This is a genomic window from Streptomyces sp. NPDC005004 (genome assembly GCF_053600675.1).
This window is the reverse complement of sequence record NZ_JBSGAH010000006.1, coordinates 312928-335546: the sequence shown is the minus strand read 5'-3', so window position 1 is coordinate 335546 and position 22619 is coordinate 312928. Positions and strand designations below refer to the sequence as shown.

The 22619-nt window shown below is 71.3% G+C and carries 24 protein-coding genes; 6 read left to right on the top strand and 18 right to left on the bottom strand.

The genetic code is table 11. The features are described 5' to 3' along the window. The first annotated feature begins 211 nt into the window (after positions 1–211). The 3 genes from ACWEEU_RS11225 to ACWEEU_RS11215 are packed head-to-tail and all read left to right on the top strand — an operon-like array spanning position 212 to position 3764. Entirely contained in the window at positions 212–736 is a 525-nt protein-coding gene (locus ACWEEU_RS11225) for a PadR family transcriptional regulator (protein ID WP_385742219.1), read from the top strand. Next, positions 733–1422 carry an ABC transporter ATP-binding protein gene (locus tag ACWEEU_RS11220; protein WP_385742221.1) on the top strand — a complete coding sequence of 230 codons (690 nt, stop codon included), beginning with the start codon at positions 733–735 and terminating at the stop codon, positions 1420–1422. The genes ACWEEU_RS11225 and ACWEEU_RS11220 overlap by 4 nt, the downstream gene beginning before the upstream one ends. Further along, complete coding sequence (locus tag ACWEEU_RS11215; protein WP_451730960.1) at positions 1419–3764, top strand: FtsX-like permease family protein; 2346 nt, start codon at positions 1419–1421, stop codon at positions 3762–3764. Before ACWEEU_RS11220 ends, ACWEEU_RS11215 begins: the two co-directional genes overlap by 4 nt. 54 nt (positions 3765–3818) lie before the next feature. Here the strand turns inward: ACWEEU_RS11215 and ACWEEU_RS11210 are convergent, their stop codons facing one another. Then, the gene (locus tag ACWEEU_RS11210) at positions 3819–4799 is read right to left on the bottom strand and encodes a LysR substrate-binding domain-containing protein (RefSeq protein ID WP_451731046.1); all 981 of its coding nucleotides are present in this window, start codon (positions 4797–4799) and stop codon (positions 3819–3821) included. 141 nt (positions 4800–4940) lie between these two features. Between ACWEEU_RS11210 and ACWEEU_RS11205 the strand changes: the two genes are divergently transcribed. After that, complete coding sequence (locus tag ACWEEU_RS11205) at positions 4941–5495, top strand: peroxiredoxin (RefSeq protein WP_018544217.1); 555 nt, start codon at positions 4941–4943, stop codon at positions 5493–5495. A 3-nt stretch (positions 5496–5498) separates the two neighbouring features. Further along, positions 5499–6032, top strand: coding sequence for an alkyl hydroperoxide reductase (locus tag ACWEEU_RS11200; RefSeq protein WP_451730957.1), 534 nt, complete (start codon positions 5499–5501; stop codon positions 6030–6032). A 28-nt stretch (positions 6033–6060) separates the two neighbouring features. Here ACWEEU_RS11200 and ACWEEU_RS11195 read toward each other — a convergent pair whose 3' ends face one another. The 5 genes from ACWEEU_RS11195 to ACWEEU_RS11175 all read right to left on the bottom strand — a co-directional run bounded on the left by ACWEEU_RS11195 (position 6061) and on the right by ACWEEU_RS11175 (position 12535). Further along, on the bottom strand, positions 6061–7431 hold the full coding sequence (locus ACWEEU_RS11195) for an AI-2E family transporter (protein ID WP_385741950.1): 1371 nt from the start codon (positions 7429–7431) through the stop codon (positions 6061–6063). A 126-nt stretch (positions 7432–7557) separates the two neighbouring features. Continuing rightward, the gene (locus tag ACWEEU_RS11190) at positions 7558–8259 is read right to left on the bottom strand and encodes an aggregation-promoting factor C-terminal-like domain-containing protein (protein WP_451730955.1); all 702 of its coding nucleotides are present in this window, start codon (positions 8257–8259) and stop codon (positions 7558–7560) included. Positions 8260–8684: 425 nt separating this feature from the next. Further along, positions 8685–10010, bottom strand: coding sequence for a PhoH family protein (locus tag ACWEEU_RS11185; RefSeq protein ID WP_385741742.1), 1326 nt, complete (start codon positions 10008–10010; stop codon positions 8685–8687). A gap of 358 nt (positions 10011–10368) precedes the next feature. Further along, the gene (locus ACWEEU_RS11180; protein ID WP_018544212.1) at positions 10369–11142 is read right to left on the bottom strand and encodes an isoprenyl transferase; all 774 of its coding nucleotides are present in this window, start codon (positions 11140–11142) and stop codon (positions 10369–10371) included. 604 nt (positions 11143–11746) lie between these two features. Further along, positions 11747–12535, bottom strand: a complete 789-nt coding sequence (locus tag ACWEEU_RS11175) for a methyltransferase domain-containing protein (RefSeq protein ID WP_451730952.1) — start codon at positions 12533–12535, stop codon at positions 11747–11749. Positions 12536–12640: 105 nt separating this feature from the next. Here ACWEEU_RS11175 and ACWEEU_RS11170 point away from each other — a divergent pair, with 105 nt between their 5' ends. Then, positions 12641–13027, top strand: coding sequence for a DUF192 domain-containing protein (locus ACWEEU_RS11170; protein WP_385741749.1), 387 nt, complete (start codon positions 12641–12643; stop codon positions 13025–13027). Here the strand turns inward: ACWEEU_RS11170 and ACWEEU_RS11165 are convergent. The 12 genes from ACWEEU_RS11165 to ACWEEU_RS11110 all read right to left on the bottom strand — a co-directional run bounded on the left by ACWEEU_RS11165 (position 13021) and on the right by ACWEEU_RS11110 (position 22607). Then, positions 13021–13668, bottom strand: coding sequence for an OmpA family protein (locus tag ACWEEU_RS11165; protein WP_385741752.1), 648 nt, complete (start codon positions 13666–13668; stop codon positions 13021–13023). The two genes, ACWEEU_RS11170 and ACWEEU_RS11165, sit on opposite strands and share 7 nt — an antisense overlap. Next, positions 13668–14243: a hypothetical protein gene (locus ACWEEU_RS11160; RefSeq protein WP_451731043.1), complete on the bottom strand. Its 576-nt coding sequence runs from the start codon at positions 14241–14243 to the stop codon at positions 13668–13670. The genes ACWEEU_RS11165 and ACWEEU_RS11160 overlap by 1 nt, the downstream gene beginning before the upstream one ends. 34 nt (positions 14244–14277) lie before the next feature. Then, positions 14278–14916: a pilus assembly protein TadG-related protein gene (locus ACWEEU_RS11155; RefSeq protein WP_451731040.1), complete on the bottom strand. Its 639-nt coding sequence runs from the start codon at positions 14914–14916 to the stop codon at positions 14278–14280. After that, complete coding sequence (locus ACWEEU_RS11150; protein ID WP_199585214.1) at positions 14913–15098, bottom strand: hypothetical protein; 186 nt, start codon at positions 15096–15098, stop codon at positions 14913–14915. Before ACWEEU_RS11150 ends, ACWEEU_RS11155 begins: the two co-directional genes overlap by 4 nt. Before the next feature lie 113 nt (positions 15099–15211). Next, the gene (locus ACWEEU_RS11145) at positions 15212–15970 is read right to left on the bottom strand and encodes a response regulator (protein ID WP_451730947.1); all 759 of its coding nucleotides are present in this window, start codon (positions 15968–15970) and stop codon (positions 15212–15214) included. Next, positions 15970–17304: a sensor histidine kinase gene (locus tag ACWEEU_RS11140; protein WP_451730944.1), complete on the bottom strand. Its 1335-nt coding sequence runs from the start codon at positions 17302–17304 to the stop codon at positions 15970–15972. Before ACWEEU_RS11140 ends, ACWEEU_RS11145 begins: the two co-directional genes overlap by 1 nt. Before the next feature lie 5 nt (positions 17305–17309). Next, positions 17310–18197 (bottom strand): DUF5936 domain-containing protein, encoded by an 888-nt coding sequence (locus ACWEEU_RS11135; RefSeq protein WP_385741760.1) that lies wholly within the window; start codon positions 18195–18197, stop codon positions 17310–17312. Between the two features lie 16 nt (positions 18198–18213). Then, entirely contained in the window at positions 18214–19158 is a 945-nt protein-coding gene (locus tag ACWEEU_RS11130; protein WP_385741763.1) for a type II secretion system F family protein, read from the bottom strand. 10 nt (positions 19159–19168) lie between these two features. Then, complete coding sequence (locus tag ACWEEU_RS11125; protein WP_385741766.1) at positions 19169–20506, bottom strand: CpaF family protein; 1338 nt, start codon at positions 20504–20506, stop codon at positions 19169–19171. A gap of 24 nt (positions 20507–20530) precedes the next feature. Beyond that, on the bottom strand, positions 20531–20887 hold the full coding sequence (locus ACWEEU_RS11120; protein ID WP_385741769.1) for a TadE/TadG family type IV pilus assembly protein: 357 nt from the start codon (positions 20885–20887) through the stop codon (positions 20531–20533). Position 20888: 1 nt separating this feature from the next. Continuing rightward, a complete protein-coding gene (locus ACWEEU_RS11115; protein ID WP_385741956.1) occupies positions 20889–21218 on the bottom strand; it encodes a pilus assembly protein in 330 nt (109 codons plus the stop codon). Positions 21219–21365: 147 nt separating this feature from the next. After that, on the bottom strand, positions 21366–22607 hold the full coding sequence (locus tag ACWEEU_RS11110) for an AAA family ATPase (protein WP_385741772.1): 1242 nt from the start codon (positions 22605–22607) through the stop codon (positions 21366–21368). Positions 22608–22619: the final 12 nt, after the last annotated feature.

Sequence of the window (22619 nt, the reverse complement as noted above, 5' to 3'; positions counted from 1 at the left end):
GTCTCGGGGTCAGCTCCGAAAGCTAACACCCCTCTATGTGACAAAGAGCGCCTGATCCGCTCCTTCGGGGACGTGAGAATCAGCACCCGCCCTATCGGAACCGACGGAATCAAGAGGCCGAAGGTTGCCTCATGGGGCGCGATTGGCATCACGTATTCGATTCCGGACCCACTATGAACCCGGTGTATACACCGTGTGTAGAGTGCTCGCCATGTCCATCGGTCACTCACTCCTGGGACTCCTGGAGTCCGGCCCCCGGCACGGTTACGACCTGAAGCGGGCCTTCGACGAGAAGTTCGGCCACGACCGGCCGCTGCACTACGGCCAGGTCTACTCGACCATGTCCCGGCTGCTGAAACACGGGCTGGTGGAGGTCGACGGCGTCGAGTCCGGCGGCGGACCCGAACGAAAACGGTATGCCATCACCGATGCCGGGATAACCGACGTCGAGCGCTGGCTCGCCACTCCGGAGAAGCCCGCCGAGTATCTCCAGTCGACCCTCTACACCAAGGTCGTCCTCGCGCTGCTGACCCGGCGCGACGCGGCCGGGCTCCTCGACGGCCAGCGCTCCGAACATCTGCGCGCCATGCGCGCGCTGACCGAGCGCAAGCGCGGCGGCGACCTCGCCGACCAGCTCATCTGTGACCACGCCCTGTTCCATCTTGAGGCCGATCTGCGCTGGCTGGAGCTGACCGCCGCGCGTCTGGACCGGCTCCGCACGGAGGTGACCTCGTGATACCGCCCGACGGCTCCCTGCTCCACGCCCGGGACCTGCACAAGACCTACGGCCCCACCACCGCCCTCGACGGCGCCGACTTCTCCATCCACCCCGGCGAGGTCGTCGCCGTGATGGGCCCCTCCGGCTCGGGCAAGTCGACCCTGCTGCACTGCCTCGCCGGGATCGTGCTGCCCGACTCGGGCACGATCACCTACGCCGGCCGCGAGCTGACCGCGCTGAGCGACGCCGGGCGCAGCGCCCTGCGGCGCGGGGAGTTCGGCTTCGTCTTCCAGTTCGGCCAGCTCGTGCCGGAGCTGACCTGCGTGGAGAACGTGGCGCTGCCGCTGCGGCTGAACGGCACCGGGCGCAAGGAGGCCGAGAAGGCCGCGCTGGAATGGATGGAGCGCCTGGAGGTGGACGACCTGAGGCGCAAACGGCCCGGCGAGGTCTCCGGCGGCCAGGGGCAGCGGGTCGCGGTGGCGCGGGCGCTGGTCACCGGACCCCGGGTGCTGTTCGCGGACGAGCCGACCGGCGCGCTGGACTCGCTCAACGGCGAGCGCGTGATGGAGCTGCTGACCGACGCCGCCCGCTCCTCGAACGCGGCCGTCGTCCTCGTCACGCACGAGGCCCGGGTCGCCGCCTGGTCCGACCGCGAGATCGTCGTACGCGACGGCCGCAGCCGGGACATGGAGCGGACCGGATGAGCCCGCGGCAGTACGCCCGCGACCTGGGGATGGGGGTCCGGTTCGCCGTGACCGGAGGGCGCGAGGGGTGGGTCCGTACGACACTGACGGCGGTCGGTGTCGGTATCGGAGTGGCGTTGCTGCTGCTGACGACCGCGCTCCCGCACATGCTGGACGCGCGCGACGACCGCGAACTGGCACGTCAGGACATCGTGTTCAGTACGACGGACCGGCCCAAGGCCGACGACACGGTGGTCGTCGCGGCAACGGACACCTGGTGGCGTGACAAGAACATCCGGGGGCGCCTGCTCGATCCGGAGGGCCCGAAGGCGCCGCTGCCGCCGGGTCTGAGCCGTTTCCCGGCCAGGGGCGAGATGGTGGTCTCCCCCGCGCTGCGGGACCTGCTCGCCTCGCCGGACGCCCGGCTGCTGCGCGAGCGGCTGCCGTACAAAGTCACCGGGACCATCGGCGAGAGCGGGCTGGTCGGCCCGCGCGAACTCTCCTACTACGCCGGTGCCGAGGACCTCAAGCCCCGGGCGGGCGGCGCGCGCACGAACCGGCTGACCCACTTCGGGCAGACCCAGCCGTGGCAGGAGCGGGACGACCCGGTGCTGCTCCTGCTGATATCGGTCGTCTTCGTGACGCTGCTGCTGCCGGTCGCCGTGTTCATCGCGGCCGCCGTGCGCTTCGGCGGCGAACGGCGCGACCGCAGGCTGGCAGCGCTCCGGCTGGTGGGCGCGGACGGCCGTATGACCCGGCGGATCGCGGCGGGCGAGGCGCTGGCCGGGTCGGTGCTCGGCCTCCTCCTCGGCGCGGTCCTCTTCCTGGCCGGACGCCAACTGGTGACTCTGGTGGAGATCCGGGGCGAGAGCTTCTTCCCGAGCTATGTCACCCCCGCACCCGCCCTGGTCCTGCTGGTCGCGGTGGCGGTCCCGGTGTGCGCGGTGCTGGTCACCCTGTTCGCGATGCGCACCGTGGTGGTCGAGCCGCTCGGTGTGGTGCGCTCGGCCGCGGCCGCCCCGCGCCGGCTGTGGTGGCGGCTGCTCCTGCCGCTGTCCGGTCTGGTCCTGCTCTGGCCCATGATCGGCAAGGGTCGCACGCACGGCGACTTCAACCAGGTCCTCGTCATCGGCGGCGTCCTGCTGCTCCTGGTCGGCGTGACCGCGCTGCTGCCCTGGATCGTCGAACGGGGCGTCAGCCGGCTCGGCGCGGGCCCGCTCTCCTGGCAGCTCGCCGTGCGGCGGCTCCAGTTGAGCGGAGGCATGGCGGCCCGCACGGTCAACGGCATCGCGGTGGCGGTGGCCGGGGCGGTCGCGCTCCAGATGCTGTTCGCGGGCGTGCAGAGCCAGTATGTGAAGGACACCGGCCGGGACCCCTCCCGCGCGCAGGTCGAGGTCGACCTGACCGACCGCACCGGCATCACCGCGGCGACGGAGGCGTTCGCGCGGACCGAGGGCGTGCGGGCGTCGGTGGGGCTGGCCACCACGACCATCGGCGACCGGCCGCTGGACCCGTCCGCCTCGGTCGACCTCGTCGTCGGCGACTGCGCCGCCCTGCGCGAGCTGGCCCGCCTGGCGTCCTGCCGCGACGGCGACATGTTCTCGGTGAACAGCCCCCAGTACCCCACCGCGTTCGACAAGCGAATGCGCAAGACGGTGTTGCGGCCCCGCGCACGCGCCTGGATCGACCCGCGCTTCACGGGCGGCCCCGGTCTCGCGGTCCCGCTGAGGCTCCCGGCGTCGATTCCGCACGCGGCCTTCCGCGAGGACTCCCTGATGCCGAACGCCAACGGGCTGCTGATCACCCCGTCCGCGCTGCCCGCCGCGGCGGAACCGGCGCCGGCCGGCCGGATCTTCCTGCGCCTGGACCCGTCGGTGCCGGACGCGTGGGAGTACGCGCGCAACACCGCGGCGCGGGTGGACCCGGTCTCGGACGTCCTCGCCTGGACGCCGACCGCGACCGACGGCGGGTTCGCCTCCCTGCGCACCGGTCTGTTCATCGGCGCGACCTGTGTGCTCGCGCTGATCGGGGCGAGCCTGCTCGTCTCCCAGCTGGAGCAACTGCGCGAACGGCGAAGGCTGTTGTCGGCCCTGGTGGCCTTCGGCACCCGGCGCCGGACCCTTGGCCTGTCGGTGCTGTGGCAGGCGGCCGTGCCGATCGCGCTGGGCGTCGCGCTGGCCTCGGTGGTGGGCATCGCCCTGGGTGCCGTGCTGCTGCGCATGACGGCGACCCCGGTACGGGTGGACTGGCCGAGCGTGCTGTCCCTGACGGGCGTGGGCGCGGCGGTGGTCGCGGCCATGACCCTGCTCAGCCTGCCGCCGCTGCTGCGGCTGATGCGGCCCGACGGGCTGCGTACCGAGTAGCGCCCAAGGGCGCGAAGAGGGGGGACGGGCGGGGCTGCACGAGCCCCGCCCGTCTCACGCGTCCGCGTCCAGCACCCGCACCGGCAGCGGGCGCAGGGACTCCCGCAGGGCGGCGGCCAGTTGCTGGTACTCGCTGCCCCGGGCCGCGCCCGCGCGCATCGCGAGACCGACGCGGCGGCTCGGGGCCGGGTCGGCGAAGCGGGCGGTGCGCAGCCGGTCGCCCCGGGCGGTCTCCAGGTCCATCGCGGTGCGCGGCAGCAGGGTGCAGCCGAGACCGCCCGCGACCAACTGGACCAGGGTGGAGAGCCCGGCGGCCGTGGTGGTGACCGGCGCCGTGGCCGGACGCCCCCCGCGCCCGGCACCCCGGAACTCGCGTCCGGCCTCGCGGCAGATCTCCAGCGCCTGGTCGCGCAGGCAGTGTCCCTCGTCCAGGAGCAGCAGGTTCAGCTCCTTCAGCGCCTCGCGCGGGATGCCGTCGTCGCCGCCGAGCGGATGGTCCAGCGGGGTGACCAGCACGAAGTCCTCGTCGAACAGCGGGAGTTCGGCCACCCCGGGCACGGCGAGCGGCACGGCGAGCAGCAGCAGGTCGAGCCTGCCGGAGTGCAGCCCCTCGACCAGGTTCGCGGTCTGCTCCTCGTGCACCTGGAGGTCGAGCTGCGGGTAACGCTCGTGCACCAGGCGCAGCACGGTGGGCAGCAGATACGGCGCGACGGTGGGGATCACCCCGAGCCGCAGCACCCCGGTGAACGGCGCGCGCACCGCCTCCGCCTCCTCCATCAGCGCCCCGACCTCGGCCAGCACCGCCTTGGCCCGCACCGCGAGCCGTTCCCCGGCGGGCGAGAGCAGCACCTTGCGGGTCGTACGCTCGACGAGGGTCACGCCGAGGGTCTCCTCGAGTGCGGAGACCGCTCCGGACAGCGCGGGCTGGCTCATCCCGATGGCCGCCGCCGCGTCCCGGAAGTGCAGATGCTCCGCCACCGCCGCGAAGGCGCGGAGCTGGGCCAGGCTCGGCTGCTTCCGAGCGGCGCTACCCATGGTCACCTATAACCACCTCCAATCAATGGCACCGAGTGTAGCTATTTCCCTAATCAATGCACCCTGTGCCACCATCGGCCCAGTCCAACCCATGGGAAGCACCTCCCGACCTGGGGTGCCTCCTCGCTGCAAGGAGAGCAAGTGCTCACTGTCGGTGACAAGTTCCCCGAGTTCGAACTGACCGCCTGCGTCTCGCTGGAGAAGGGCAAGGAGTTCGAGGAGATCCACCACAAGTCCTACGAGGGCAAGTGGCTCGTCGTGTTCGCGTGGCCCAAGGACTTCACTTTCGTCTGCCCGACCGAGATCGCCGCGTTCGGCAAGCTGAACGACGAGTTCGCCGACCGTGACGCGCAGATCCTCGGCTTCTCCGGCGACTCGGAGTTCGTGCACCACGCCTGGCGCAAGGACCACCCGGACCTGACCGACCTGCCGTTCCCGATGATGGCGGACTCCAAGCACGAGCTCATGCGCGACCTGGGCATCGAGGGCGAGGACGGCTTCGCGCAGCGCGCCGTCTTCATCGTGGACCCGAACCGCGAGATCCAGTTCACCATGGTGACCGCCGGTTCCGTCGGCCGTAACCCCAAGGAGGTCCTGCGGGTCCTCGACGCCCTCCAGACGGACGAGCTGTGCCCGTGCAACTGGACCAAGGGCGAGAACACCCTGGACCCGGTCGCGCTGCTGGCCGGTGAGTGACCCATGTCCCTCGACTCGCTGAAGTCCCGCGTCCCGGACTACGCCAAGGACCTGAAGCTCAACCTGGGCTCGGTCATCGGCAACTCCGACCTCCCCGCGCAGCGGCTCTGGGGCACCGTGCTGGCGACCGCCATCGCCTCGCGCTCCCCCATCGTCCTGCGTGAGCTGGAGCCGGAGGCGAAGGCGAACCTCAGCCCTGAGGCGTACGACGCGGCCAAGTCCGCGGCCGCCATCATGGCGATGAACAACGTCTTCTACCGCACCCGGCACCTGCTGTCGGACCACGAGTACGGCACCCTGCGCGCCGGTCTGCGGATGAACGTCATCGGCAACCCCGGCGTCGACAAGGTCGACTTCGAGCTGTGGTCCTTCGCGGTGTCCGCGATCAACGGCTGCGGCATGTGCCTGGACTCGCACGAGCAGGTGCTGCGCAAGGCCGGTGTCGAGCGCGACGTGATCCAGGAAGCGTTCAAGATCGCCTCGGTGATCCAGGCGGTCGGCGTCACGCTGGACGCGGAAGCCGTTCTGGCCGAGTAATCGGCTCTTTCCGGCCCTGGGGCCTCGCTCACTCCTTGTGGGCGAGGCCCTCGGTGTTTTCCGGCTCGGGGTCCCCGGGGACCGCGTCCCCGGGCTCCGCATCCGCCTCGGCGGTCTCCTCGACCGGAGGACGGGCCGGCGGATCGACGCGCGCCCTGGAGAGCTGTTCCGCCAGTGAGTACTGCCGCAGATACCCCACCACCGTGTTCGTCACCGCCACCAGAGGCACCGCCACCACCGCGCCGCCGATGCCCGCCACCATGCCGCCCGCGGCCACGGTGAGCACCACCGCGAGCGGGTGGACCCGTACCGCGCGGCCCAGGATGAACGGCTGGAGGACGTGTCCCTCGATCTGCTGGACGGCGAGCACGACCACGAGAGTCATGACGGCGGTGAAGACGCCCTGGGTCACCAGCGCGACCACCACCGCGAGCGCGCCGGAGGCGACCGCGCCGACCAGGGGGATGAAGGAGAACAGGAAGATGAAGACGGCCAGCGGTACGGCCATCGGCACGTTGAGGAAGTAGATGCCGAGGCCGATGAAGACGGCGTCGATGAGGGCGACCAGGACGGTGCCCCGGACGTAGGCGGTCAGGGTGCGCCAGGCGCGCGGACCCGCTCCGGCGACCCCCGGACGGGCGGCGGCGGGGACCAGCTTCAGGAACCACTGCCAGATGCGCTGGCCGTCGTAGAGCAGGAACAGCGTCGAGAAGAACACCAGCAGGATGCCGGTCAGGGCCTCGACGACGACCTGGACTCCCTCGAGACCGGCGGACGTTATCTGGTCGGTGTTGGCTCCGATGGCCTCGCGCAGGCTCTTGGCGATCTGGTTGATCTGTTTGTCCGTCACATGGAACGGACTCTTCAGCAGCCAGTTGCGCAGGTCGTCGATGCCGTTCTGGATCTGGTCGGAGAGCGTGTCGATGTTCTCCATGACCTGCCAGGTCACGAACCAGCCCATCAGGCCGATGATGACGAATCCCGATATGGCGCTGAGCGCGGTGGCCGGGCCGCGGGGCAGGCCGTAGCGCATCAGCCGGGCGACCGTCGGCTGGAGCAGGGCGGTGACGAGCAGCGCGATGACGAAGGCGAACACCACCAGCTGGACCGCGCTGATGACGCGCATGAGCACCCAGACGGTGCCCGCGAGGACCAGCAGCCGCCAGCCCGCCTCGGCGGCGACGCGTACGCCCCACGGCACGGCCTGCGCCGGGTCGGGGCGGCGGTCGGCGCTCGCCTGATGGGGCACCATCGCCTTGACGGTGTCCACGGGTTCGGGCGCCGGGTCGGCCGGCGGGGCGTGCTCCTTCTCCACTTCGGCGCGGAGCTCGTCAAGACGCTCGCTCATCTCGGTCAGTCCGGCCCCGAGCCGGCCGAGCCACCCTGGCATTCGCGACATCATCCGTCCCTCTTTCCCCGGTTTCCCCGGGGCACTGCGAGCCGTCCGGTTACGACCGTACAACGCGAAAGCCCCTCCCCCTAGGACGGGGAGGGGCTGCGCGAGGTTGAGCGTGCGGCCGCGGGCCTAGTACCAGCTGTTGGCCTGCCAGAACGACCACGCCTCACAGGGGCTGCCGTACCGGCTGTTCATGTAGTTCAGGCCCCACTTGATCTGGGTGGCCGGGTTGGTCTGCCAGTCGGCGCCGACCGAGGCCATCTTGGATCCGGGCAGCGCCTGGAAGAGACCGTAGGCGCCGGAGGAGGCGTTCACGGCGCGGTAGTTCCAGCTCGACTCGTGGTTCACGATGTTGCTGAAGCACTGGAACTGGTCGCCCGCCACCATCTGACGGGCCATCGCCTGGATCTGCGCGACGGTGTAGCTGCTCTGCGGGGCGAAGCTGGAGGCGTCGCGGACGTCGTCGCGGCTGGTCTCGGCGGCGGCCTTGGTCTCGGCGCGCTCCTTGGCCAGCTTGGCCGCCTTCTCGGCGGCCTCCTTCTTCGCGATCGCCGTCTCGGCGGCGGCCTTGCGGGCCGCGGCCTCGGCGTCCTTCTTGGCGGTCGCGTCGGCCGCGATGGCCTGGGCATCGGCCTGCTGCGTCAGGGAAGCGGTCTGCACCTGCGCCTGCTGACCCGCGGGGATGTCCGCGAGGAGCGTGGCGTCCGCTGCCGTCGCCTCGGGGTCGTTCGGCTGCGCGACGCTGCCCGACGCGACTCCGACGACGCTTCCTACGGCGGTGACCGCGGTGGCCGAGACCACTGCGAATCCCCGGACCGAAATCCAGCTCACACGGTTTCCTTCCAGCACCGCCCGCTTCGGTGACCCTGGCGGACGCAATCGTGCCCCTGGCGCTGGCCTCCCAACTGAGGGTCACGGGAGACGCGGGCCCGGTGGGCAACTCCCTCCTCGGGAGCGCCGCGTGGTGCTCGGGCGGCATACGACGGAAGTATGGAGTTGGAATCGTGCTCCCGGTGGTGCCGCACCCTCCCTGCCAGGGGCGAGGGCGGTACCCGGGGGTACAGGTGTGTCGTATGCGGGGCCTGACAGAAATGAGACTCTGCCGTAACCGGACGCCGGGTGGCAATTCCGAGTTGCGTGTGAAAGCTCACACCTCGTTTGGCCCAGGGGTTTTCAGGAAACACCCGCGCACGAAGACGCCGCCCGGCTAAGCTCTTCGGCTTCTCCGGGCGGCGCCTGGGGTTTTCGAGGGGGCGTCAGATGTGGCCGTCCTCCAGCATTTCGGTCACAAGCGCCGCGATCTGGGACCTTTCCGAACGGTTCAGGGTGACATGCGCGAACAGCGGATGTCCCTTCAGTTTCTCCACCACGGCCACCACACCGTCGTACCGGCCGACACGCAGGTTGTCTCGCTGGGCCACGTCATGGGTGAGGACCACCCGCGAGTTGGCGCCGATGCGGGACAGCACGGTCAGCAGGACGTTGCGCTCCAGGGACTGCGCCTCGTCCACGATCACGAAGGCGTCGTGCAGGGAGCGGCCGCGGATGTGGGTGAGGGGGAGGACCTCCAGCATCCCGCGCGCGGTGACCTCCTCGATGACCTCGCGGCTGGTGACCGCCGAGAGCGTGTCGAAGACCGCCTGGGCCCACGGGCCCATCTTCTCCGCCTCGCTGCCCGGCAGATAGCCGAGTTCCTGCCCGCCGACCGCGTACAGCGGCCGGAAGACCATCACCTTCTGGTGCTGACGGCGCTCCAGGACCGCCTCCAGGCCCGCGCACAGCGCCAGCGCCGACTTGCCGGTGCCCGCGCGACCGCCCATGGAGAGGATGCCGATGTCCGGGTCGAGCAGCAGGTCGAGCGCGATGCGCTGCTCGGCGCTGCGGCCCTTGATGCCGAACGCCTCGCGGTCGCCGCGCACCAGCCGGACGTTGCCCTCCGGGGTGACCCGGCCGAGCGCCTTGCCGCGCTCGGACTGGATCGTCAGACCGGTGTGCACGGGGAGGTCGGCCGCCTCCGGGACGTACACATGGCCCTCCTCGAAGAGGACGTCGACCTGGTCGCCCGGCAGGGTCAGCTCGGACATGCCGGTCCAGCCGGAGGCGTCCGTGATCGCCAGCTCCGCGCGGTACTCCTCGGCCAGCAGGCCGACGGAGGACGCCTTGATGCGCAGCGGCAGGTCCTTCGACACCACGGTGACGTCGAATCCCTCGGCCTGGAGGTTCCGGGCCACCGCGAGGATCCGGGAGTCGTTGTCCCCCAGGCGGTAGCCGGTGGGCAGCACGCTGGGGTCCGAGTGGTTGAGCTCGACACGGACGGTCCCGCCCAGTTCGCCGATCGGGATCGGGGCGTCGAGGCGGCCGTGCCGGACCCGGTAGTCGTCCAGCAGGCGCAGGGCCTGGCGGGCGAAGTAACCGAGTTCGGGATGGTGCCGCTTGGCCTCCAGTTCCGTGACCACCACGATCGGGAGCACGACCTCGTGTTCCTCGAAGCGGGTCAGGGCATTGGGATCGGCCAGCAGGACGCTGGTGTCGAGAACATAGGTGCGCCGGTCGGGCTTGCGGCGCTTTGTGCTGGTCACCACGGAAGGACGTACCCCCTCGGATGAGGTCGGGGAGCGACGAAGAGGAGCTGGGCCGGTTTCTGGCCCCCGCGTGCGGCGGGCCGGACACCGGCCCTCCGCGGCTGCTTCCGCGCGAGGACCGCACGGTCGGGCTGGTGCAAAGGGCCTCCCGGGCGGACGGCCCCGAGCCGCCCGCTGAGATACGACACCCGTGGTTCGGGCGTCGACCTGCCTTCGTTATGCCCGGCAAGCGCCGCCACCATGCCGAACCCCCCTGCGGCACGCCGGTGAACTCGTTGTTACGTCCGGGTGGAGGGGGGTATACGGGGCGCTCGGTCCTCGCGGTCCTGCCGTGCCGCCCTGTGGGCGGTGGGGTCCGTCAGCCGCCGAAGCGGCGGTGGCGGGCGGCGTAGTCGCGCAGGGCCCGCAGGAAGTCGACCTTGCGGAAGGCAGGCCAGAAGACGTCGCAGAAGTAGTACTCGGAGTGGGCGGTCTGCCACAGCATGAAGCCGGACAGGCGCTGCTCGCCGCTGGTGCGGATGACCAGGTCGGGGTCGGGCTGGGCACCGGTGTAGAGGTGGCGGCCGATCATGTCGATGTCGACGGACTCGGCCAGCTCCTCCATGGTGACACCCTTGTCCTGGGCGTCCAGGAGCATGGAGCGCACGGCGTCGGCGATCTCCTGGCGGCCGCCGTAGCCGATGGCGACGTTGACCACTATGCCGTCGACCTGGCGGGTGGCCTCCTCGGCCTCCTTCAGGGTGCGCTGCATCCCGGCCGGCAGCAGGTCCAGGGTGCCGACGTGGTGCACGCGCCAGCGGCCGTCGGAGGCGAGGGTGCGCACGACGTCCTCGATGATGCCGAGCAGCGGGCCCAGTTCGTCCTGCGGACGGTCGAAGTTGTCCGTGGACAGCAGCCACAGGGTGACCACGCCGACGTCGGTCTCGGAGCACCAGCCGAGGAATTCCTCGATCTTCTCGGCCCCGGCCCGGTGCCCGTGGACGGTGCTGGAGCCTGCGGCCTTCGCCCAGCGACGGTTGCCGTCCATGATGACGCCGATGTGCTTGGGCACCTGAGCGTGGTCCAGGTGACCTTCCACCCGGCGCGCGTAGAGCCTGACGAGCAGGCCGCGCAGTTTGTCGCGCAGGTTCACGTGTGAGCCCCTCCAAAACGGCCGCGGTTGCGGTCCCCGCGGAGGCCGAGCCTACCCCCGCCCAAGGTGCGCCGGTGGCCGGGGGTTTCGGCGTCGGAGCCGTCCCCCAAGAAAAACGGGCCGGTCCGTGGGGGGGGAGACGGACCGGCCCGAGGGGGGGTTTCCACCATAACCCTTCGTAAGGGATGGTGCGTGCATCCGTGCGCCACAACTACTCTGCGGAGTCACCCGATAGCGCCCTGATGGCTGCGGAATGCTTGATTCAGCGGGTCTGGATGGCCGATTCCCGACGGAATCGCAGGAGAAACGGACCGATAGACAACGAACACCAGGGTTTGAGCCGTCTCGGTGACCGCGTGGCGAGTTGTCCGGGGTCCCTCCTGAGAGCGACCCCGTCAGCGAACGGTGGACTTGACGATTCCGCTCCGGAACAGGGGGACTTCAGGACGGGTGTGGGGGCGGGGTGGGGGGTGTGACGGGGGTGTCGCTTTTGCTGCCGCGAACAGGGGGTTGTGGGTGACGGGTTCGGCGGGGTCGGCGGGCGCGGATAACGATGTGGTCACCGGCGCGTCCGGAACGGCGGGCGGCGGTGCGGGCGCGCGGGCTATGCCGGTTTGCGGGCGTCGAAGAGGTGCCGGGTGCTGTGGGCGACGAACGGTCCCTCCGCGACGATCCGCTCGTGCAGCGCGCGCAACCGCGGCTCGTACGCCTCCACGGTGAACCCCGGCACCATCCAGACGACCTTGCGCAGGAAGTGGACGACGGCGCCGATGTCGTGGAACTCCATCCGCAGCCGCTCGGCCCGCAGATCGACGACCTCGAGACCGGCCGCCTCCGCCCCGGCCCGCTCCCTGCCCGGGTCGCGGCCGGTGCGGGCGTCCTCCGGCTGCGGACCGAGGAAGTACTCGACCAGTTCGAAGACGCTCGCGGGTCCGACGTGCTGCGCGAAGTAGGTGCCGCCCGGGCGCAGCACGCGGGCGATCTCCGGCCAGTCGGGCGTGACCGGGTGACGGCTGAGCACCAGGTCGAAGGCGCCGTCGGCGAACGGCAGCGGGGCGCCGTCCGGCACCTCGACCACGACGACACCGCGCGGCCGGAGCAGTGCGGTGGCCTTCGCCGCGTTCGGCCGCCAGCCCTCGGTGGCGGCCACCAGCGCGGGGCGCCCCGGCTCGGCCACGCCCAGCGCGACGTCCAGCACCTCGCCGCCGCCGGTCTGCACGTCCAGCGCGGCCTCGGCGCGGGCGAGACGCTCACCGGCGGACCGGGCGTATCCCCACGAGGGGCGATCCTCACTGGCGCGGCCCTCGAACCAGGAGAAGTCCCAGCCGTCGGTGGGGACGGCGGCGGCTTCGGCCACGAGGACGTCGTAGGCGGTGGGGTCGGTGGAGGTCATGGGGACCATGCTGGCAGGGGGGCGCCGGTGCGGTCCTCCCCTTTTTTCTGTGCGGCTTTCCCGCGCTGCTGGGGTGGGTACGGTCGCGGCGGAGGGGGTGCGGGGATGAAGCGGCGGTGGCAGGACGGGCCGGGGACGCTGACGGTGCACGGGGCGGAGGGCGCGGTGGAGGTCCCGTTGGAGGTCGCGGCGTCCTACCGGGCGCGGACTCGGGGGCTGCTCGGGCGCGACACCGTGGAGGGCGCGATGCTGCTGACGCCGGCCGGGAGCGTGCACACCTTCCGGATGCGGTTCCCCATCGACGTGGCGTACCTCGACCGGCACCTCACGGTGATCGCGGTGCGCACGATGGTGCCGGGGCGCCTGGGACTGCCCCGACCGCGCTCCCGGCACGTGCTCGAGGCGGCGGCGGGGGCGCTGGCGGGGTGGGGGGTGGAGCCGGGCGCGCGGGTGTCGGTGTCGCCGGCCGCCCCCGGCCGTTCCGCCTACTGACCGTTCTCCCCGGTGCGGGGGAAACTGACCTCGACCCGGCGGTTCTTCTTCCGTCCCGCTTCCGTGGAGTTGTCGGCGATGGGGTACTGCTCGCCGTAGCCGCGGACCTCGAACGTCACGTCCGGGTCGTTGAGGTCCTGGTCGAGCACGGCCTGTACGGCGTTGGCGCGCCGCTTGGACAGGACGTCGCCGTGTGCGGAGGAGCCGAGGTTGTCGGTGAAGCCGAACACCCTGATCTGCGTCGCGTTCTGCTTCTTGATCTCCTCGGCGATGGTCGCGATGCGTGCCTTCGCGTCCGCCCCGAGCTTGGCGCTGTCCTTCCCGAACAGCACCTCCGCCTGCAACGCGAACGTCACGTCCGCGTTCGTGTCCTCCCGCCGCTCGTCCCCGCTCTGGTCCTCCACCACCGACTTGATGTCCAACACCTTCGGCTCCGCCAGCGTCCCGCCCTCCGGCAACTTCAGATCCGGATCCGTGGGGTCGACCTTCACGGGCGCGGACGCGGAGGGCTCCGTCCCCGGGGGGTCACTGGGGCCGGTGTCGTCGGCTTGCGCGGTTGTCTGGGGGGTCGCCAGGAGGAGGGTGGTGAGGAGGGCGAGGGGGAGCGCGAGGCGGGGGGTGGTGGTCACGGGGGGCCTCATCAGGAGATTTTGATGGTGGCCGGAGCGAAGCCGGGCAGTTGGAAGTCGACGTCCGACGTGTCGGCCGGCGGCGCGGGGAACTGCATGAACACCGTGGTCTCCGCCCCGGCCTTGAGCGCTGTCAGACCGGTGGTGGTGAGCGGCCGTCCGTCCGTGTCACGCAGGACGTAGTAACGCTTCTTGCCCTTGGGATCAACCAGGGTGGCTCCGCCCAGGGAGCTGCCGTTCTTGAGGATCTCGGTCTCGTTGCCCCGCACGCTCGACGGAATGACCGCGGTGCTTCCGCCGTCGTTCTTCAAGCTGCCCTGGACGGTGACGAATCCGCCGCTGTCCCGCTGTGCGGCGGTGATCCTGAGGAGCAGGCCGCTGGGGCCCTTCATCTCCGCGAGCGGCGCCTCTGACTGCCCTTCCTGAGTGCTCGGAGCGGACCCGGGCTTCGAGGAAGCGGCCGTCGGCTGCTTCTCCTTGCTCTTGCCGTCGCCGCCGCCGCAGGCCGACGCCCCTGTCACCAGACCGACGGCGACGGCCAGGGCGACCGCTCCCCTGCGGGTCCGCGCAGTGAACCGAATGCTCATCGCTCCGCTTCCTTCATCGTCACTGGTCCGCTTCTCATTCGGCCAGGTGGACATCGAAAAGGTCCTCGGGTCCGGGAAGTCCGCTCTCGTCGTCCGCGTGCAGATCCCAGACCTTTTCCCCGCAGGTGAGTTCGGGCAGCGCGGGGTCATCCGGTTTCTGATCACCCTTTGCGGGGTCGGGGGGATCGGTGTCCTGGTCGGGGGGATCATCGGGCGGATCAAACGTGCAGAGCGGTTCGACGACAGCCGTCGCCGACTCGGTCGACTTGATGCTCTCCGTACCCGGTACGACGGAATCCCCGACGGGCTTGTTCGTCTTCACCTCCACCCTGTACTTGAGAAGTCCGGGGTCACAGAGGGTCAGCTCCGCGTCGTTCTGCGCGGCGAGCTGTTCAGCGCGCCAGCAGGGGTCCTGGACACCGTTGCCCTTGAAGATGTCCCCCCACTTGGCCGGGTCCGCCAGGTCCTGCAGCCACGTGTCCGTGAGCTGCTTGCGCGCGTTCTGGGCCGCGGCGAGGGCGGCCGCGTCCGCCGCCGTCTGCGCGCCGCTGCGGTTCACGGATGCCTGACCGACAGCGAGATAGGCGAGAGCAAGAAAGAGCAGGCCCGCCACCACCGTGATGTAGATGGGGAAAGCCTGCCCTTTCTCGCCGAGACAGCGCCGATGTGTCAGGTGATTTCCTGGATCTTGGACTGGATCTTGTCCAGGATGGCCTGCCCGATGTCCGTGCCCGTCACCGCCAGCACGATCGCCACCACCACAGCGATGATCCCCAGATACTCCACCGCCGTCTGACCCTTGTCGTCCACGCGGCGCTGCACCGCGGTCACCAGCTTCAGGATCGGATCGCTCATGACGCTTCCCTCCGGCTCGGCCCTCGATGCGCTCACCGTAGGGCGGGAGGGAGGGTGGGTCCGAGGGCCCAAGGGCCCATAAGCGGGCCCAGTTCGCGGAGCGGCGTCGCATGTCAGTTCACCCCCAGCCACACCGCCACGGCCCGCCCCCGGCTGTCGGCGTGGAGTTTGGCGAAGATGTGGTTGATGTGGTTCTTGACCGTCTTCTCGGTGATGAAGCACGCGGCGGCGATCTGCCGGTTCGTCAGGCCGGACGCGACGAGGTCCATGATCTCCGCCTCTCGGGTGCTCAGTTGAAAGCGCGACCGATAAGACTGTCCCACAGGGGATTGCAGTCGCGAAAGGCTTTTGGAAGACAACTCCAGCGGAACAGAGAGATTTTCGTCAGCGGTGTGTGCATTCGCATCGCTGTCCAGAGCGGACAGCAACGCCCGGGCCGCCCCCGGCGTCACATGCGGCCGCCCCTCGCTCACATCCCGTACCGCCCGTGCCAACTGCTCCGCCGAGAACTCCCCGTGCACCAGATAGCCCCCCGCCCCCAGCCGCATCGCCTCCCGCACGGTCTCCGTCTCGTGGCTGTAGGTCAGCATCATGACGGGGGCGAGCCGGACCAGGTGCGGTAATGCCGGGATTCCGCCGACGCCGGGCATACGGACGTCGAGGAGGACCACGTCGGGACGGTGCCGCAGCGCCGCCTCGTACGCCTCGCGCCCGTCCGCCGCCTCCGCGACGACCGTGGTGTCGGGACGGGCGGAGAGCAGCGCGGTGAGCCCGGCACGGACGACGGGGTTGTCGTCGGCGACGAGCAGCCGGAGGCAGGCGGGCGGGGCGGGAGACGGGAAGTCCTCGTACGACGGTGTGCGTTGGCGCATCAGGCGGTCCTCTCCGTCACCGGCAGGGGTACGTCCACCCGCACCTCCGTACCGACGCCGCTCTCGCCCGGGCCCACCACGACCCGGCCCCCCGCCGACTCCGCCCGCTCGGTCATGCCGAGAAGCCCGAAGTGGCCGGTACTGCACAGCCGTTCGAGAGTGGTGGCGGGGGGCACGCCACGGCCGTCGTCGCGGACGGTCAGGTGGAGGCGGTCGTCGTGGACGGTGACCACCACCTCGACGTGGGCCGCGTGGGCGTGGCGGTGGACGTTGTCCAGGGCCTCGGTGGTGATGGCGAGGAGGGCGCGGGTGAGGAAGGGGGGCAGGGGCGGGAGGGGGGCGGGGGTGTGGCAGGTGGCGGGAAGGCCGGTGCGGGTGGTGAAGTCCGTTGACAGGCTGCCGAGTTCCGCCGCCAGGTCGGGCGGCGGTGACGTCTCCTCGCGCAGGTCCGTCAGCAGTGCACGGGACTCCGCCGCCGCCCGGCGGGCCGAGCGGGACACCAGGGACGCCTGGTCGCGCAGGAGGGCCGGGTCGGGGGCGGGGGCGGCGGCGGTGGCCGCGAGGGCGTCGGCGGCGAGGGCGACCCCGTGGAGGGTCTTGGTCAGGGAGTCGTGCATCTCGCGGGCGAGGCGGGCGCGTTCGGCGTGGACGGCCTCGGTGGCGGCGAGACGGGCGCGTACGGCGGTGAGGGCCTGGGTGGCGGTGCCGTAGCGGAGCATCAGGTTGCGCAGGGTGGAGCCCATCGCGCCGGTGACGACACACAGTCCGGGCAGGAGCAGCGACTCGGCGGGGCCGGCGTGCTGGTCGGCCTTCAGCGTGGCGTGGACCAGCAGCAGGATCAGCGACTGGAGCGACGCGAAACAGGCGGCACCGCGCCAGCCGTAGACCAGCCCCGCCAGCAGCGGGGTGCACACGCTGACGTAGGCGAGGGTCGTGTCCGGCCCCGCCGAGACGAGCAGCAGCGAGCCGAAGAGCGTGTCGGCGGCGAGCAGCGCGGGGTGCCGCAGCAGCAGCGGCCCGAACCGCTCCCAGTCCCGGAAGAGGACGTACGACCCCATGAACGTGACCACCACCGCCGCCCCCACCAGCCGGGCCCCGAGCCCCGGTGCCGCGTTGAGCAGCGCGGCCGGCGCGGCCAGCACGATCATGGCGAGCCGGAAACCGAACACCTGGCGGCAGAGGGCCTGAAGGGCTCGCACCTGGAGCCGCTCGGAGGGCTCGGGGAGGGGGCGGGCCACGTCCTGCGCCGGTGCCGGGGCCGCCTCGGCAGCCACGTCCTCCGCGAATGCCGGGACCGCCTCCGCGGCCACCTCCTCACCGCCCCTGGTCGCCACCCCCCTCACTTCCCCGCCAGCGACCCGAAGTCCACGCCCGACCCGAGGATCAGGCCCGCTCCGAGCAGCAGCATCGTGGCCGGGACCATGAAGGTGGTGATCATGAGGGTGGCCTTGGGGACCGCGCGGGCGGCTTTGCGGCGGGCGTTCTGGGCGTCGGTGCGGCGCATGTCCTTGGCGAGGGAGACGAGGGTGTCGACGATGGGGGCGCCGAGTTCCTCGCCCTGCTGGAGGGCGGTGACGAACATGGCGACCTGTTCGGAGTCGTTGCGGCGGCGGAGTTCGGCGAATGCCTGCCGGCGGGTCATGCCGAGGTCCATCTGGCGCAGCGTGATGCGGAGTTCGTCGGCCCAGGGGCCCTCGTAGCGGGTGGAGACGCGGTCGAGTGCCTGGCGGAAGCCGAGACCCGCGCTGACGACGACGGCGAGGACGTCGAGGAAGTCGGGCAGGGTGCGCTCGATGACGTCCTTGCGGACCCGCATGGCGGACCAGAGGCCGACCTCGGTCCACAGCGCGCCGAAGGCGAGCAGCAGCAGGGCGACGAACCACTGGCCGCGCAGCAGGAACACCAGGAAACCGGTGATGCCGAGCACGCCGTAGACCGCTCGGCGGGCGGCGTAGCGGTCGATGGTGAGTCCACCGGGGTTGCCCGCGAGGTCGATGCGGCGGCGGTAGCGGGCGACCAGGCGGGGACCCATCAGGCGCAGCACGAAGGGGGCGTACCGCATCCCCATGCGGTCGATCACGGAGTCGACCGCGCCGGTGCGGGTGGCGCCGATCTCCAGGGCGAGGGCGAGGTCGCCGGGGAGTCTGGCGTCGGCGCGGTACATCCGGACGCCGGTGAAGGCGCCCCAGACACCGAGGGCGGCGACGAGCGCGAGGAGGAGTGCCATGCGGTCCGTCACCCCCTCACACGTCGATCCGGCTCATCCGGCGGATGAGGAGGAAGCCGAGGGCGTACAGGGCGAAGGCGATGATCACGCACGCCTGGCCGACCGGTGAGCCGGTCATGCGTTCCAGGGCGCCGTCCTTGACGCCGTTCATCAGGAACAGCGCGCCGATGCCGAGGACGGGGACGGCGTACGAGGTCATGGTCACCTGGGAGAGCTGGGTGCGGACCTCTCGCCGGGTCTCCTTGCGCTCCTCCAGGGTCTCGGTGAGGTTGCGCAGCGCCGACACCACCTGACCGCCGGCCCGGTTGGCGAGAACCAACGTGGTGACGAGGACGACGAGTTCGCGGGACGGGAGCCGGTCCGCGAGTTCGCCGAGCGCGTCGTCCATGGACTGGCCGATCGCCAACTGGTCCGAAACGCGGGCCAGTTCCTCGCCCGCCGGCGCCTCCAGTTCCTCCGCCGCCATGCCGATGGCGGTGCGCAGGGCGAGTCCCGCCTGAGTGGCGTTGGCCAGGATGCGGGCCAGTTCGGGGAGTTGACCGATGAACCGTTCGATGCGTTTCTGCCGTTGCCAGTTGAGGAACTGGATCGCGGCCCAGATGCCGAGGAGTCCGGCGATGGGCCCGAAGAAGGGAGCCAGGGTGGCCTCGCCGACGATCCACAGCCCGGCGACCACGGCGAGCATGTAGACGAAGAACTCTCCCGGGGTGATGTCCAGCCCTGTCGCCGCGAGCCGTAGTTCGAGTCTGCGGCCGAGTCCGGTCCGGCGCAGCCGTCGGTCCAGGCCGCGGAAGTGCCGCCTGCGGCCGCCGGCGGTGATCTGGCCGGTGTGCGAGAGGCGGTCGACGAGGGCGGCACGCCGGGCCCGCCCGGCGGCGTAGCTCTGTACGCCGAGCACGGCCAGGACGCAGGTCAGGAGCGTGATACCGGTGGTGAGCCGGACGAGCGTGGGGAGATCCATCGTGGCCTACCTACCTGGCTTCTCGGGTGGCGAGCTGGGCGTCGGTGTGGGCGACCCCGAACGCCTGCGGGACGGGCTGGCTCGCCATGTGGAGGCGGTCGGCGATGCGGCGGGGCAGCGGGAAGTACTGGAAGGCACCGGGCACCCGGCCGTCGGCGGTCATGGGGCGGGCGTCGAAGCGGGCGACGGTGGCCAGGCGGTACGGCTCGCCGCCATGGCTGTCGAGGAGGGCGATCTCGGTGATGCGGCGGGCGCCGTCCGCGAACCGGGTGAGCTGCACGAGCACGTCCACCGCGCTGTTGATCTGGTCGTGCAGCGCGGCGAAGGGCACCTCCACGTCGGACATGGAGGCGAGGGTCTGGAGCCGGGTGAGCGCGTCCTCGGCGCTGTTGGCGTGCACGGTGGCCAGCGAGCCGTCGTGACCGGTGGACATGGCCTGGAGCATGTCCAGGGACTCGCCGCCGCGGACCTCGCCGACCACGATCCGGTCGGGCCGCATCCGCAGCGAGTTGCGCACCAGGTCGCGGATGGTGATCTGCCCGCTGCCCTCGACGTTGGGCGGCCTGGACTCCAGGCGGACCACATGGGTCTGCTGGAGCTGGAGTTCGGCGGAGTCCTCGATGGTGATGATGCGCTCGTGCGCCGGGATCATCCCGGACAGGGCGTTGAGCAGGGTGGTCTTGCCGGTGCCGGTGGCGCCGGAGACGATGATGTTGAACTTGGCCTGCACGAGCCCCGCCAGCAGGTACACCATCTGTTCGTCCAGCGAGCCGAAGCCGATCAGCTCCTGGAGCGTGAAGGAGCGCGGGAAGCGGCGGATGGTGAGGACCGGTCCGGTCAGCGACAGCGGCGGGATGATGACGTTCACGCGCTCACCGGACGGCAGCCGGGCGTCGACCATCGGATTCGACTCGTCCACCCGGCGGTTGACGGTGGAGACGATCCGCTCGATGGTCTGCATGAGCTGGTCGGCGGAGGCGAAGCGCAGCGGAAGGCGTTCGACGCGGCCGCCGCGTTCGACGAAGACCGCGTCGGGGCCGTTGACCATGATCTCGGTGACCGAGGCGTCCTCCAGGAGCGGTTCGAGGATGCCGAGACCGAGAGCCTCGTCCACCACCCGGCGGATCAGCTGGGCGCGCTCGACCGTGGACAGGACCGGTCCCTCGCGGCTGATGATGTGCCCGAGCACCCGCTCCAGGCGCGCCCGGCGCTCGGCGGGGGCGAGCGCGCTCATCTCGGCGAGGTCGATCTCCTCCAGGAGCTTCGCGCGGTAGGAGCTGACGAGATGGCCGTCCTCGCCCCGGCTGCCCTGTTCCTCGGGGGAGTTGATGCGTGCCCGCAGACTCATGGGTCGGCTGCTCCTCGGTCCTGGTCAGTGGTCGAGCGGCATGGTGGCGGTCTTGTGGGCGGCGCCGAAGCTCCACCCGGGCACGAGCCGGGGTATGTCGACGGAGGCCGTGACGGTGACCGAGTCGCCGCCCCCGCCGCCCCCCGTGCAGGTCACGTCGAGCCCCCCGCTCACCGCGCCCGCGCACGCGGCCTGCGCGTCCTGCCGCAGGGATGCCGCGCGGGCCCCGGCGCGGGCCGCCGTACTGGCCTGCTCGGCGGCGTAGGCGACGGCGCCGATCTGGAGCCCGGCGAGTCCGACGATCAGCAGGACGGGGATGAACCCCAGGTACTCGATGGCCACTTGGCCCCGATCGCGCGTCCGCTCACGTGCGTACCGCATCTCAGTGCTTCACCTCCTCCACGGCACCGGCGTGGCCGTGCACCGTGACCGGGAAGTCGATCGAGCCGGGGAAGAGCACCGGCACCTTGAGGGAGACGTCGGCCGTGACCAGCCCGGAGCCCCCGCACGCCACCGTCGCTCCCCCTCTCCAGTCCCCCGACAGATGCTCGAGGGCAGCCGCGCGGCAGGCGGCCTCGCGCGCGCCGCCGGGAGCCGCCGCCGTGCCCGCCCGTACGCCCTCGTCCGCAGCATTCCCCGCGAGCGTGAAGGCGTACCCCGTGAGCACGCACTGCCACATGAGCACCAGGGTCAGCACGATCAGCGGGGTCATCCCGAGGAGTTCGACGGCGACCTGCCCCCGGTCCCCGGCGGCTCTCCTCGACGCGCCCTCGGCGCCGGCCGTCACCGCGCCCCCGGTCGCGGTCCTTCTCGCGTCCCCAGCCCTCGTCGCACCCCCGGCCGCAGTCCTCATCGCGCCTCACTCCTTCCGCCGCCGGAAGCCGACCGCGCCCCGGTCGCCGCGCTGCCGGCCGCCCCGGTGCGCGGGGCCCTCCGGGGGCTTGGCGATGCCGAGTTCACCGGCGAGGCTCCACAGGGCCTGCTTGACGGTGCTGCGGTGGTCGAGTTCGTGCAGCCGCCCGGAGTCCACGACGCCCTGGAGTTCCTTGAAGGCGGCGGGCACGGTCGTACGGGCCAGGGCGGTGCCGGTGATGCGCTGGACGAGCGCGGGCTGGATCTCGGTGGCCCGGCTGAACCGGTTGATCACGACGGTCGTCTCCTCGGCCTTGCGGATCTGGAGCCGGTCCCACATCCGCACGGTCCGCTTGGCGGCGCGTACGGCGATCACGTCCGGGGTGGCCACCAGGAGCGCGGTGTCGGCGCCCTCCACGGCGGCCGCGGTCGCACCGGTCGACTGGGCGCCGCAGTCCAGGACGACGACCTCGTACCGCGAGCGCAGCGCGGCGACGGTGTGCCGTACGGCCCGGTCGGTGACCTCCTCGCCCCGTTCGCCCTCGCCGGGGGCGAGCAGCAGGGCGAGCCCGGAGTCGTGGCGGAAGACGGCGTCGGCGAGGACGCGCGGCGAGATGTCGCTGATCGCGGCGAGGTCGACCACCGAGCGGCGGAACTGCACGTCGAGGTAGGAGGCGATGTCGCCGGTCTGGAGGTCGAGGTCCACGAGGGCGGTGCTGCGGCCCGACGCCTGTGCGGCGAGGGCGAGTTGGATGGCGACGAGACTCGCGCCGACCCCTCCCTTGGCCCCGCTGACCGTGACGACGGTGCCGCCGGGGCCCTCGGGCGCGCCGTGCCCGAGATGACGGCGGACCCCGGTGGACCACTGGGCCACCGCCTGGACGCGGTGCGCGAGTTCCTCGTACGACAGCGGCAGCGCGACCAGGCCGCGGGCGCCGGAGTCCATCGCGGCGGCGAACAGCGCGGGTCCGGCGTCGGTGGTGACGAGGATGACGCCGACGGCCGGGAAGCGCAGGGCGACCTCGCGGATCAGCTCCAACGCCGGTACGGGACCGATGCGTTCGTGGACGACGACGACCTCGGGCAGCTCGTCCACCGACTCGGCGGCGAGCCTTGCGAGGGTGTCGACCAACCGGGTCGAGTCAGCGGCCGGCGGCAGCGGTTCGGCGTCGGGAAGCTGGCTGAGCAGGGTGGTGAGCGTACGGACGGCGTCCGGGTCGGCGCCGGCCGGAAGAATCCTGGTGGGCATCCGGGCGGCCTC